9 protein-coding genes are annotated in these 12,531 nt (G+C 64.5%); 5 read left to right on the plus strand and 4 right to left on the minus strand.

The window, feature by feature from the left end; translation table 11 throughout:
* Window position 1: 1 nt before the first annotated feature.
* The 4 genes from IC761_RS34830 to ugpB form a co-directional block, all read right to left on the minus strand.
* A complete protein-coding gene (locus IC761_RS34830) occupies window positions 2-1,015 on the minus strand; it encodes an ABC transporter permease (protein WP_195801121.1) in 1,014 nt (337 codons plus the stop codon).
* 115 nt (window positions 1,016-1,130) lie between these two features.
* The gene (locus IC761_RS34835; RefSeq protein ID WP_195801122.1) at window positions 1,131-2,753 is read right to left on the minus strand and encodes an ABC transporter substrate-binding protein; all 1,623 of its coding nucleotides are present in this window, start codon (window positions 2,751-2,753) and stop codon (window positions 1,131-1,133) included.
* A gap of 376 nt (window positions 2,754-3,129) precedes the next feature.
* Entirely contained in the window at window positions 3,130-4,086 is a 957-nt protein-coding gene (locus IC761_RS34840; protein WP_195801123.1) for an aminoglycoside phosphotransferase family protein, read from the minus strand.
* A 219-nt stretch (window positions 4,087-4,305) separates the two neighbouring features.
* Entirely contained in the window at window positions 4,306-5,631 is a 1,326-nt protein-coding gene (gene ugpB, locus IC761_RS34845; protein WP_438265071.1) for a sn-glycerol-3-phosphate ABC transporter substrate-binding protein UgpB, read from the minus strand.
* Between the two features lie 202 nt (window positions 5,632-5,833).
* Between ugpB and IC761_RS34850 the strand changes: the two genes are divergently transcribed.
* From IC761_RS34850 to IC761_RS34870, 5 genes are all read left to right on the plus strand, one after another.
* Window positions 5,834-6,829 carry a TRAP transporter substrate-binding protein gene (locus IC761_RS34850; RefSeq protein WP_195801124.1) on the plus strand — a complete coding sequence of 332 codons (996 nt, stop codon included), beginning with the start codon at window positions 5,834-5,836 and terminating at the stop codon, window positions 6,827-6,829.
* Window positions 6,830-6,835: 6 nt separating this feature from the next.
* Window positions 6,836-8,914, plus strand: a complete 2,079-nt coding sequence (locus tag IC761_RS34855; protein WP_195801125.1) for a sensor histidine kinase — start codon at window positions 6,836-6,838, stop codon at window positions 8,912-8,914.
* Window positions 8,884-10,629, plus strand: a complete 1,746-nt coding sequence (locus IC761_RS34860; RefSeq protein WP_195801126.1) for an ATP-binding response regulator — start codon at window positions 8,884-8,886, stop codon at window positions 10,627-10,629. The genes IC761_RS34855 and IC761_RS34860 overlap by 31 nt, the downstream gene beginning before the upstream one ends.
* A gap of 52 nt (window positions 10,630-10,681) precedes the next feature.
* The gene (locus IC761_RS34865; RefSeq protein ID WP_195801127.1) at window positions 10,682-11,419 is read left to right on the plus strand and encodes a response regulator; all 738 of its coding nucleotides are present in this window, start codon (window positions 10,682-10,684) and stop codon (window positions 11,417-11,419) included.
* 306 nt (window positions 11,420-11,725) lie between these two features.
* Window positions 11,726-12,337 (plus strand): sigma-70 family RNA polymerase sigma factor, encoded by a 612-nt coding sequence (locus tag IC761_RS34870; RefSeq protein ID WP_018644455.1) that lies wholly within the window; start codon window positions 11,726-11,728, stop codon window positions 12,335-12,337.
* Window positions 12,338-12,531: the final 194 nt, after the last annotated feature.

Below are 12,531 nucleotides of genomic sequence, written 5' to 3' on the forward strand. Positions count from 1 at the left end.
TTCAGCCCTCCAGCCTGACGCGTGGATCGATCACGCCATAGAGAATGTCGATCACGAGATTCAAAAGCACGTACATCACCGCCATGGTCAGGACAAAGCCCTGCACCGGCGCGAAGTCCGACGAGATCAGCGCCTCGACCGCATAGGAGCCGATGCCGGGCCAGGCGAACACTTTTTCGACCAGCACGTTGGCGCCGAGCAGGAACGAGAACACCATGCTGAGCGTGGTGATGACCGGCAGCATCGCGTTGCGGAATGCGTAGGTGACGATGACGGTCGCCGGCGACAGGCCGCTGGCGCGCGCGGTGCGGACGAATTCGGACGACAGCACGGCGAGCATCGAGGCGCGCGTCATGCGCGCGATCGGCGCCAGCGAGAAGATCGCAAGCGTCGTCGCCGGCAGGATCAACTGGCTCAGTGCCGAGCGAAACGCTTCGAGGTCACGCGCAATCAGCGTGTCGATCAGATAGAAGCCGGTCACCGTTGGTGGCGCGCTGTAGAAAACGTCCAACCGGCCGAGCGGCGCCGGCGACCAGCCGAGCTGGAAGTAGAAGAAATAGACCAGCACAAGGCCGGTGAAGAACACGGGTAACGACACGCCGGCTGTCGTCGTGACCCGACATAAGTGGTCGACCCATGATCCCGGTCGCGTCGCCGCCAGCACGCCGAGCGGAATCGCAATGACGATCGAAACGACGAGGCCGAGCAGCGTGAGCTCGGCCGAGGCCGGCAGGCGGTTACGGATCTCGGTCGCGACCGGCTGGCCGGTCGTGAGCGAATTGCCGAAATCGCCATGGGCGAGGTCGTTGGTGTAGCGGAAGAACTGCTCGATCAGCGGCTTGTCGAGGCCGAGTTTCTTGCGGATCTGCTCGACGGCTTCCTTGGTCGCGGCGGGACCGGCGAAGTATGCCGCGGGATCACCCGGCAGCGCGCGGGTCAGCAGGAAGGTGACGATGACGACGCCGATCAGCGACGGAATCGCGAACATCAGGCGCTTGCCGATCATGGTCAGCATGGGACGCGCTCCGCGCTTGCGAGTGGCGAGTAGCGAATGGCGAATGGTCGTTCGCGATTGACGGTCATGATCCCTGCTCCCCTATTCGCTATTCGCCACTCCCTATTCGCTCACCTCACCCCTTCGTCATCGCGCGATAGTCGAGGCGGCGGTGGAACCAGTATTGGTAGCCCGAGATGTTCTTCTGCATCGCGACGTTGACGAAGGGCTGGTACAGCGGGATGCGCGGGACGTCGGCAAAGGCGAGGTCGACAAAGCCTTTCACGTCGGTGTCGTAGGTCGCCATGTCGCCGGTGGCTGCCGCAGTGCGCGCGCCGTCGATGAACTTGTCCATCTCCGCCGACTTGTAGCTCATGGTGTTGAAGACGGAATTGTTGCCGTGATAGCACCAGTAGAAGAAGTATTCGGGGTAATCGAGCCAGCCCGAGAACACGTTGGTGAAGAGCGGCATCTCCTTCTTGTTCAACTCGGTGCGCCAGTTGGCGCCGGGCACCTTGTTGATGGTGGTCTTGATGCCGAGCTGCGCGAGCGATTCCTGCACCAGCACGCAGAGCGGCTCGTTGACGCCGGCGAAATTCAGATCGAACGAGATCGTGGTCTCAAAACCGTTGGCGAGGCCTGCTTCCGCCATCAGCGCCTTGGCCTTCTCGATGTCGGTGTTGTATTTGTGCGGCTGCGGCCAGGCGACTTCGGTCGGCTTGTCCTTGGCCGCACCGAACATCGGGTTCGCAAGCCCGAACATCACGGCGTCCATGATCTTCTGATAGGGCAGCGCGTAGGCGACCGCCTGCCGCACCTTCACATTGTCGAACGGCGGCTTGGTGACGTTCATGCCGATATACTGGATGCCGTTTGAGAACGGCAGCGACACCACATTGAGCTTGCCGTTCGCCTTCATCTCCTGAAAATCCTTGAACGGCAATTCGTAGGAGATGTCGGCGTCACCGCGTTCGAGCAGCGCACGGCGGTTGCCGGCCTGCGGCACCATGCGCCAGATCACGCGCTTGATCTTCGGCAGCGGACCGCCGACCCAATCCTCGTTGCGCTCCATGACGACTTCGGTGCCGGCGGTCCACTTCGTCACCTTGTAGGCGCCGGAGCCCGCGGTCTGCTGCTTGGTATATTCGAGACCCCACGGGTCCTTCTCGCTGGCGTTTTTCTTCACCAGCTCCGAATTGATGACGCAGGGCACGATGACGGCGAGATCGGGAATCGTCAGCCGATCCTTTTTCGCGAAATCGACGCGCACGGTGCCGTCGTCGACCACGACGAACTGCTCCGGTTTGGTCAGCGAGCCCGCGCTCATCTGGAAAGTCGGGAAGCCACCGACGGTGACGGCGCGATCGAGCGACCACTTCACGTCCTTCGCCGTGACCGGCGTGCCGTCGTGGAATTTGGCGTTCTTCTTCAGCTTGAAGGTGACCGACATGTCAGAGATCTTCATGTCGTCGGCGAGCTCGCCCTTGAACTTGTCGCGGTCGTAATAGGGCACGCCGCCCGGACCGCTCTTCATCTCGTGGCTGATCAGGCGGTCGTAGCAATTCCACGACACCTCATAGCCGGGCACGTTGGTGCCGACGCCGTGGATGTCGAGATTGTTGGGGCCGCCTTCCGAGACGATCAGCAGCGTCTCCGAGCGGGCATCGGCCTTGGCGGACGAGATCACGGACGGCACGACCGGAAGCGCCGCGCCCGCGGCCAATCCGGAAACGGACTTGAGGAAATCGCGGCGCTTCATGGCAATCGCTCCAACTCAGAAGTTTCTGGTTGGAACTGGATTCGCAAGGTTCGTGCCAAGGCTTAATGGGAGCTTGCTCGCGGCCTAAGGCATTGATATATTGAATATATTGTTGAGTCTAACAGGATGGATCGAGCGCCCATCATTGCATACAAAGATGCAGACTTGCTCATCAGATAGGCTGAATAGATCATCAGCCCATTTGGCAGGCTCTCTCGGCTATCGTCGTCCCGGCGAAGGCCGGGATCCATACCGCGAGGTCTGTCGGACGTGGGCGGTGTGCGTACCGAGCGACCGGTCTTCGCCAAACTCCTCCCTGGGGATATGGGTCCCGGCCTTCGCCGGGACGACGAAGGAGATTGAGGCGCGAGCGCGCTCACTCCGCCCAGATCAGGTCCTGAAGCCCGACGAGATCATCCGCCTTGTCCTGCCAGCCTTCGATGCAGATGTGGCTGTTGAGGTCGCTGGCCGAGTGCAGCAGCATCAGGGCCATCAGGCGGCGCTTGAGGGCGCCATCCGGCTTGGCATAGCCAAAGCCTCCGAGCAGGCTGCGCACCCTGCCCGGCCGGCCCGCCGCCATGAAGGCGCTGGGGCCGAGCAGATCGTAATCGCGCCAGCCTGCGCGCACGTCGCCGAAATCGAACAGGCCGGCGAGCGACCAGTTACTGTTGTGGCAGGCGAGCAGGAAATTTTCCGGGATGTATTCGCCGATCAGGATCACCGGCGGCGCGTCCATCGGAATCAGCGTCGCCGCGTCGCGCAGGAGATCGTCGAGGCCGGCGAGGAATTTTGGCGCAAGGCCAAGACGCTCGTGCCGCGCACGGCAGCCCTCAATCTGCCGGCGCATGAACGCGTCCCAGCGCGGCTCAATGCTCGCCAGCTGGCCGAGCGGGGCGCGCTGCACGGCGGCGATGGTCTCGCCGATCTGGCCCAGCACGCGCTCCTTCTGCTCTTCCGGCAACGACGGCCAGACCTCGGAGCCGAGCGTGCCGGCCAAGCGCGTGATGATCAGATAAGGCCAGCCATCGCGTTCGCCCTCCGCGACGATCTCCGGGATCGGCAGATCGAGACGGCCCTTGAGCTGCATCAGCGAGCCACGCTCGGAGACGAATTGCGCGCGGAGCAGCGGCGGGAAGATTTTCAGGATCAGGCGATCGCCGAAGCCGACAACGAGATTGGTGCCGGTGGAGAACACGTGCACCGGGCCATCGACGCCATGGCTGCGCGCGATGGCGATCGCGATCGGCAGCCATCGCGGCGGGTCGGAGCGGAAGGAGCGAAAGGCCTGAGCATCGGCGAAGGCCGGCAACTGTTGCGATGGAGCGATGGTCATTCGCGCACAGCAGGCGGTGCACCTCTCCCGCTTGCGGGAGAGGTCGCGCCCAACGGGTCGCGCCAAAGGCGCGCCCGATGATAGGCTCCGGCGCGGGTGAGGGTTCTCTCCTCTGGGGGAGTGTCCCGTTGCGGAGACACCCTCTCCCCTGCCCTCCCCCGCAGGCGGGGGAGGGAGCGCACCTCGGTCGCGGTTGCAGCGATATCCAATCGCGACATTCTACCGCTCCGGGCTGGCGCGCTCGAACTGGCGCAGCAGCTTGTTGCCGCGCTCGACCGCGGAATCGAGCGCGGCCTGCGCGCCTTTGTGGCCGGCAAAGGCCTGCTCCAGCTCGTCCTCGATCACGCCGCGGATCAGCACGAAGGAGCCGAGCCGGATGCCCTTCGAATTCTCCGTCGGCGGATGCAGCGTGATCTCCTCGAACGAGATCGCCGAGCCCGGATTGCGCTCGTAAAAGCCGATCGCGCGCGTCAGCTCGAAGGCGGCGCGGGTGATCGGCAGATAGCCCGTGTTCTGGTGCCAGGCGGCCTGCACGCCCGGCTGCGACAGATAGGCGAAGAACCGCGCCACGCCCTTGTATTCCTCGCGCGGCCGGTCGCGCAGCACCCACAGCGTGGCGCCGCCGATGATCGAATTCTGCGGCGCGCCCGCAACGTCCGGCCAGTACGGCATCAGGCCGTAGCCGATCTCGAATTTCGAGTTCGCCTTGATGTCGGCGCGCGTCGCCGAGGAGCCGATGAAGAGCCCGCATTCGCCGTTCTGGAAGCGCGGCTCGGCCGCCTGCCCGCGGCCGCCATAGTCGAACAGTTTTGTCTTTTGCCATTCGGCGAGCTGGGCGACGTGCTTGACCACGGTCGGATTGTTGATGGTCAATTCCGCGTCCAGCCCGGCAAAGCCGTTGGCGCGCGTGGCCAGCGGCAGATTGTGAAACGCGGAGAAATTCTCGATGTGGATCCAGGACGGCCAGGACGTGGTGAAGCCGCACACCGCGCCGCGGTCGCGCAGGCGCTTTGCGGCGGCACCGAGCTCGGGCCAGGTCTTCGGCGGCGTCTCCGGATCGAGGCCGGCGTCGCGAAACATGGTCTTGTTGTAGTAGAGGATCGGCGTCGAGGAGTTGAACGGGAACGACAACAGATTGCCGGATGCGTCGGTGTAGTAGCCGGAGACGGCGGGCAAATAATCGTTGAGCGAGAACGGCTCGCCCATGTCGCGCATCATGCTGAACACGGGATAGATCGCGCCCTTGGCCGCGGTCATCGTCGCGGTCGCGACCTCGTTGACCTGGACGATCGCGGGCTGGCTGCGCGAGCGGAAGGCGAAGATCGCGGCCGTCACCGTCTCGGTGTAATTACCCTTGTAGCTCGGTACGATCTTGTAATCGGATTGCGAGGCGTTGAAGTCGGCGGTCAGCTTCTCGAGCTGCTTGCCGAGCTCGCCGGACATCGCGTGCCACAGCGCGATGTCGGTTGTCGCCTGCGCCGGTGCGGTGAATGCGAGGACCGCAGTGGCGGCGGCGACCTGCAAAAAGCGCAATGCTGAAGTCACGATGGCTCGTCCCGTCTTGAGCGGCAAAAGGCGACCGCACCCTGCTTAAGGCGCGACACCTCCGGTTTCAACCGGGAATGAGGGCCGGGCGCGGCGCAGCGTCGCCGCCCGGGGCGGGATGGTCTTCCCTTCACTCGAAAACGCTCTAGATTGCATTGAACCTTTTGGTCCCGCCATAGACTCCATCTCCGAGGGGTTGAGTGTGCCAGTGCTAAACCGTGCCGAACTCTCACGGACCGGGGTGATTTTCGTCGCGCTTCTGCTCGCCATCTGCGCGACGGGCGCCGCTGCGCGCGAATTCCGCGCCGCCGACACCCAGACCGAGGATTACCCGACCGTCCAGGCGCTGCGTTACATGAGCGCGCTCATTGCCGAGCGCACCGGCGGCCGGCACGAGATCAAGGTGTTTCACTCCCGCCAGCTCGGCGAGGAGAAGGAGACGATCGAGCAGACCCGGGCCGGCGCTATCGACCTCAACCGGACCAATGTCGCGCTGATCGGCAATTTCGTTCCGGCGATGAACGTGCTGGCCATGCCGTTCCTGTTCCGGTCCATCGAGCACATGCAGAAGGTGCTGGACGGTCCGATCGGCAACGAGATCCTCGGCAGCTTCGAGCCCTACGGCTTCGTCGGGCTCGCCTTCTACGATTCCGGCGCGCGGTCGATCTACAACGGCGTCCGTCCGGTGAAGAGCATCGCCGACCTCAAGGGATTGCGGATCCGGGTGCAGCAATCGGAGTTGATGAGCCAGATGATCCGCTCGCTCGGCGCCGAGCCGGTCGAATTGCCCTATGGGCAGGTGCTCACGGGGCTCGCGACCCGGCTGATCGACGGCGCGGAAAACAACTGGCCCTCCTTCGTGACCACCGACCATTACAAATATGCCGGCTATTATACCTTGACCGAGCACACCATGAGCCCGGAGGTGCTGGTGATCTCGCTGAAGGCCTGGAAGAGCCTCTCGGCCGAGGACCAGCAGATTTTTCGCGAGGCTGCAGCCCGCTCGGGCCAGTTCATGCGCGAGAAATGGCGCGACCTCGAGGAGCAATCGCAGCGCAAGGCGGAAGCCGCCGGCGTCACCATCGTCAGGGATATCGACCGCAAGCCGTTCGAGGACGCGATGGCGGCAATCTACGCCAAGGCCGCGCAGGATCCCGCAGCCGCCGCGCTGATCGAACGCATTCGCAAGGTGGAGTGACGCGTCTTGGCAGCGCCCGGACACAGCGAGCTCGCGGAGCGGCCCCCCGGCCCGCTCGGGCGGCTGCGTGTGCGACTGGTCGGCGTGCTCCGCGCAGTGCCGATCCGCTGGCGCATCCTGTCGATCGCGGCGCTGAACTCCGCCGTCGTGATCGTGCTGGCCGCGCTGATCTGGAACGGCGCGCAGGTGCTGGGCTCGGCCTGGGACGACGTGCGCCAGGTGCGAGAATCCGACCGGATCCTGGCGCTGCTCGAAAGCGAGACCGGGCGCTTACAGAACCTGATCCACCGCTACATCAACCAGCCGAGCCCGGACCTGTTCGCCGAGATCCTGCTGCTGCGCGAGGCCGTGCTCGGCACGCTGACCGACCGCGCCGCCAAGGACCCGATGCTGGCGGGCTCGGTCGAGGAGCTGGAGCGCACCACCGACCGTTTCCTCAACGGCTTTGGCGAGCTGCGCAGCGTGCAGGCGACCATCGCCAAGACCTATGAGGAGCAGGTGCAGGGCCCGGCCAAGGACATGGCGGGGCTCTATTCCATCATCGAGGGCGCCACCGGCCATCGCGACGCGCTGATCTGGCCCTCGCTCGGCAAGTCGCGCGAGGCCTTCACGGCGATGCTGGTGGCGGCGAACTCCTATTACCTGTCGCTGTCATCAGGTGCGGCCGACGACGCCCGCCGCAACACCGAGACGATCGAGACCACCATTCCGGTGATGCTCGACCTCGCCGACAACGACCTCCAGCGCATGGCGCTGCAAAAGCTCGCGACCCGCACCATGGCGCTGCGCGAGGGCTTTGCAAAACTCTCCGAGCAGCTGATGAGCCGCACTGAGCTCCTGCGCAACACCATCGATGCCAGCCAGGCCGAGGCGATCGGCGCCATCGACGACCTCTCGACCAAGATGCGCCAGCGCGAGCAGAAGGCGCAGGAGACCTTTGACCGCACGCTGGCCGACATCTCCCGCCGCGTGCTCTCCATTGCCGTGATCTTCCTCGGCATCATCCTGACCGTCGGCGTGCTGATCGCGCTGTCGATCCGGCTGCCGCTGCAGCAGATCATGACGGCGATGCGCGCGATCACGCTCGGCGACCTCGACCGCGAGGTGCAAGGCACGCGCGCCCGCGACGAGGTCGGGGCCATGGCGCGCGCGGTCGAAGTGTTCCGCGAGAATGCCATAGCCAAGCGCCAGACCGAGGATGAGCTGCGCGCATCGAAGGAAAAGGCCGAGAGCGCGCTGCTCGAGCTCAACACCGCGCAGCAGAATCTGATCGATGCCGAGCGGCTCGCAGCCCTCGGCGGCCTCGTCGCCGGCGTCGCCCATGAGGTCAACAACCCGATCGGCATCAGCCTGACGGTCGCCTCCAGCTTTGCCCGGCGCAGCGAGATTTTCGAGGCTCAGCTCAAGGGCGACGGCGGCCTGCGCCGCTCGCAGCTGGAAGAGTTCGTGCAGGCCTCGCGCGACGCCTCGCAGCAGCTGGTCGGCAACCTCACCCGCGCCGGCGAGCTGATCCAGTCGTTCAAGCAGGTCGCGGTCGACCGCTCGCATGCCGAGCGGCGGCAGTTCTCATTGAGCGAAGCAACCGACCAGATCATCGCGAGCCTGCGCCCCGTCTTGAAGCGCTCGCCGATCACGCTCCAGGTCGACGTGCCCGAAGGGCTGCTGCTCGACGGCTATCCCGGCTCCTACGGCCAGATCCTGACCAATTTGTTCCTCAACGCCGCCAATCACGCCTTCGCCGACGGCCGCGCCGGCACCATCACGATCTCGGCGCGGCCGCGCGGGGCCGAGGACATCGAGATCATCTTCGCCGATGACGGGGCCGGCATGACCCCGGACGTGCAGCGCCAGGCCTTTGACCCATTCTTTACCACGAGGCGCAACGAAGGCGGCACGGGACTCGGGCTTCATATCGTCTATAACCTCGTGACCCAGCAGCTCGGCGGCCGGATGATGCTGGAATCCAAGCTGGGACAAGGCACTATCTTTCGGATTATCATGCCGCGGGTCGCCAAGGGCGGCGCGCCAAGCGCAGAAAGTGACGGGACTTCGCAATGGCCGAACAGGACGATGTCCTCCACCTGATCGACGATACCGGTACCGCGTCGGAGGATACGGACACAAGGAAGTGGAAGATCGCCGTCATCGACGACGATCCGGCCGTGCACGACGGCACCCGCTTCGCGCTGTCCGACTACAATCTCAACGGCCAGGGCCTCGAGATCCTCTCGGCCCATTCCGCGGCGGAAGGCCGCAAGCTGATGGCCGCGCACCGCGACATCGCCGCGGTGCTGCTCGACGTCATCATGGAGACCGACGTCGCCGGCCTCGAGCTGGTCGAATACATCCGCAACGAGCTGCGCAACGAGACCGTGCGCATCATCCTGCGCACGGGACAGCCCGGCCAGGCGCCGGAGCGGCGCGTGATCGTGCAGTACGACATCAACGACTACAAGGCCAAGACCGAGCTCACGGCCGACAAGCTGTTCACCTCGCTGACCGCGGCGCTGCGCTCCTACCAGCAGCTCGAGCGCATGGTGCAGACGCGGCGCGGGCTCGAGATCATCATCGATGCCGCGTCCACGCTGTACGACTTCAAGTCGATGCAGCGGCTCGCCGAGGGCGTGCTGACCCAGCTCGCCTCGCTGCTCAATGTCGACTGCGCCGGCATATTGGTGCTGCGCGACAATGGCGGCGTCGATCCCGAGCTGTCGGTGCTGGCGGGCAGCGGCTGCTACAGCCGCTTCATCGGCACGACCTCGTCGAAGGCGCTCGACCCTGACCTGCGCCAGCTGGTCGAGGACGCCTTCCAGCGCCGCAAGAACGAATTCGCCGACCATCGCAGCGTGATCTATCTGCGGACCGGAAGCGGCCGCGAGGTGGTGGTGCTGCTCCAGGCCGAGCGCGAGCTGTCCGAGACCGACCGCTCGCTGGTCGAGATCTTCTCCTCCAGGCTCTCGATCGCCTTCGACAACGTCATCCTCTATCAGCAGCTCCAGGACGCCAACACCCAGCTCGAGGACCGCGTCGCCCAGCGCACCCGCGCGCTGATGCAGGCCAATCGCCGCCTCTCGGCGCAATGGCTGCGGCTGCAACGCGCCAACGGCTTCAAGAACGAGATTCTGGGCACCGTCGCGCACGATCTGAAGAACCCGCTCGGCGTCATCCTCGGCCGCACCGAGATGCTGAAGGAGCTGATCTCGACCGGCGCCTCGGCCAGCGGCGTGGTCTCCCAGGTCGATCACATCCGCGACGCCACCAAGCGCCTGACCACGATGGTCGACCATCTGATCTCGGATGCGATGGCGGACGCCTTCGACATCACCATCCGCCGTGAGCCGGTTGATGTCGCAGCTTTGGTGAAAGAGGTCGCCGACGCCAACCAGCCGCTCGCCGTCAACAAGCAGCAGACGATCAGCGTCGCCGCGCCGGCCAACATCGTCACCATGTGCGACACCGACCGCATCCGCGAGGCGATCGACAACCTCATCAGCAACGCCATCAAATACTCGCCGATCGGCGGCAAGATCGTCGTCGCGGTGACCCATGAGGGCAACGACACCATCGTCCGCGTCAGCGACGAGGGCGCCGGCCTGTCGCCGGAGGATCTCGGCCGTCTGTTCGGCCGGTTCCAGCGGCTGTCCGCCAAGCCGACCGCGGGCGAGAGCTCGACGGGGCTTGGGCTTTCCATCGTCAAGCGTATTATCGACATGCATGGCGGCGAGGTGACCGCCGACAGCGACGGCCCCGGCAAGGGCTCGACCTTCACCATCACGCTGCCCGCGACTGAAATGCCATGACTGAAGTACAATGACTGAACTGCCATGATCTGAGTACCGAGATCTGAGTGACATGACACAAAGCCAGCACATCATGATCGTCGACGACGAGGCCCCGGCCCGGGAGATGGTCGGCGATTACCTCAAGATGCACGGCTTCACCGTGACGCTGTGCGACGGCGGCAAGTCGCTGCGCGCCGCGATCGACGGCAGCATGCCCGATCTCGTCGTGCTCGACCTCAACATGCCCGAGGAAGACGGCCTCTCGATCATCCGCGACCTCAAGAGCCGCATCAACGTGCCGGTGATCATGCTGACCGCGACCGCGAGCCCGATCGACCGCGTGGTCGGTCTCGAGCTCGGCGCCGACGATTACGTGGCAAAGCCCTGCGAGCTGCGCGAGCTGATGGCGCGAATCCGCTCGGTGCTGCGGCGGAGCGCGCCGGTGAAGGCCGCCGCGGCTGAAGCGGCGCCCGCAAAGTCGGACAAGGACCAGCTGGTGCGGTTTGGTACCAAATGGCTCGATCTCGAAGCCCAGGCCTTGCGCGACGACGAGGGCAACGAGCATCCTTTGACCGCATCCGAGTTCGGGCTGCTCAAAGTGTTCGCGGCCAATCCGAAGCGCGTGCTGTCGCGCGAGCGCCTGCTGGAATTGGCCAATGCGCGCGACGCCGAAGCGTTCGACCGCGCCGTCGATCTGCGCATCATGCGCATCCGCCGCAAGATCGAGCCCGATCCGACAAAACCCGCCGTGATCCGCACCATCCGCGGCGGCGGCTATCTGTTTTCGCCGGCGGGCGAGAAGGCGTAAGCGCGCGCGTCACCTGCCGCCATCGTCCCGGACAAGCCGGGTGTGCGGCAGAGCACACAACGCAATCCCCCGGATTACGTTCCAGGCCGTTCCGCCCAGTCCAAATGCGCACTTCCGTATTTTCCGCATATTGAAATTCCACGACTTTTTGCCCCGAATGTTTCGTCGGGGCCGTTCCGACGAAATAATTTGGCGGCGCACGAAACCATTTTCCCCTTTTGGTGCAGACGTCCCGAAACGTTGGCTGATTAACACTTTGGTCCAAGGAAACGCCGCTCGGTTGCGGCGCTACGGGGAGCCAAGTCAATGCCGAACGTCATCGCCATCAACGCCCAAGCCAGCCAGAGCATCATCGCCGCTCAGGCGACCTCGGACGACATGCTTCTTGAAAGCATTGCCGACGGCAACCGGACGGCCATGCACATCCTTTATTGCCGTCACAATGTGCGGGTGTACCGCTTCATCCTGCGCATCGTGCGCGACGCCACCACCGCCGAAGACCTGGTCAGCCAGGTGTTTTTGGACGTGTGGCGGACCGCCGGCCAGTTCCAGGGCCGCTCGCAGGTTTCGACCTGGCTGCTGTCGATCGCCCGCTTCAAGGCGCTGACCGCGATGCGCCAGCGTCGCTTCGAGGACATCGACCAGGAAGACGTGCGCCAGATCCCGGACGATTGCGACACGCCGGAGACCTCGCTCGACCGCAGCGACACCAGCGCCATCCTGCGCGCCTGCGTGGCAAAACTGTCACCCGCACATCGCGAGATCATCAACCTCGTCTACTACCATGAGAAGTCGGTGGAGGAGGTCGGGCAGATCATCGGCATCCCCCAGAGCACGGTGAAGACCCGGATGTTCTACGCCCGCAAGCAGCTGGCCGATTTGCTTAAGGGTGCCGGCGTCGATCGCTTCGCCGCGTAAGGCCAACAGTTTCAAAGGGATAGGACCGGACATCTGGTCTCGTCCCGGCACACGAAAGCGTTACCGCCGACGAAACAATTGAAACAATCGACAACATCAGGCGGAAAAACTTCCTCCCTATAAAGCTCACATACGGTTTTCGTTAAACCTCCCAAGGACCTCCAGCGACCCGGACGATGCCCCCGTCCGGGTCG

The organism is Bradyrhizobium commune (assembly GCF_015624505.1).
Taxonomy (GTDB): Bacteria; Pseudomonadota; Alphaproteobacteria; order Rhizobiales; family Xanthobacteraceae; genus Bradyrhizobium; species Bradyrhizobium commune.

Coding starts and splice junctions, on each gene's coding strand:
- IC761_RS34870 (WP_018644455.1), top strand. CDS start 11,726: ATGCCGAACGTCATCGCCATCAACGCCCAAGCCAGCCAGAGCATCATC.
- IC761_RS34835 (WP_195801122.1), bottom strand. CDS start 2,753: ATGAAGCGCCGCGATTTCCTCAAGTCCGTTTCCGGATTGGCCGCGGGC.
- IC761_RS34840 (WP_195801123.1), bottom strand. CDS start 4,086: ATGACCATCGCTCCATCGCAACAGTTGCCGGCCTTCGCCGATGCTCAG.
- IC761_RS34865 (WP_195801127.1), top strand. CDS start 10,682: ATGACACAAAGCCAGCACATCATGATCGTCGACGACGAGGCCCCGGCC.
- IC761_RS34860 (WP_195801126.1), top strand. CDS start 8,884: ATGGCCGAACAGGACGATGTCCTCCACCTGATCGACGATACCGGTACC.
- IC761_RS34830 (WP_195801121.1), bottom strand. CDS start 1,015: ATGCTGACCATGATCGGCAAGCGCCTGATGTTCGCGATTCCGTCGCTG.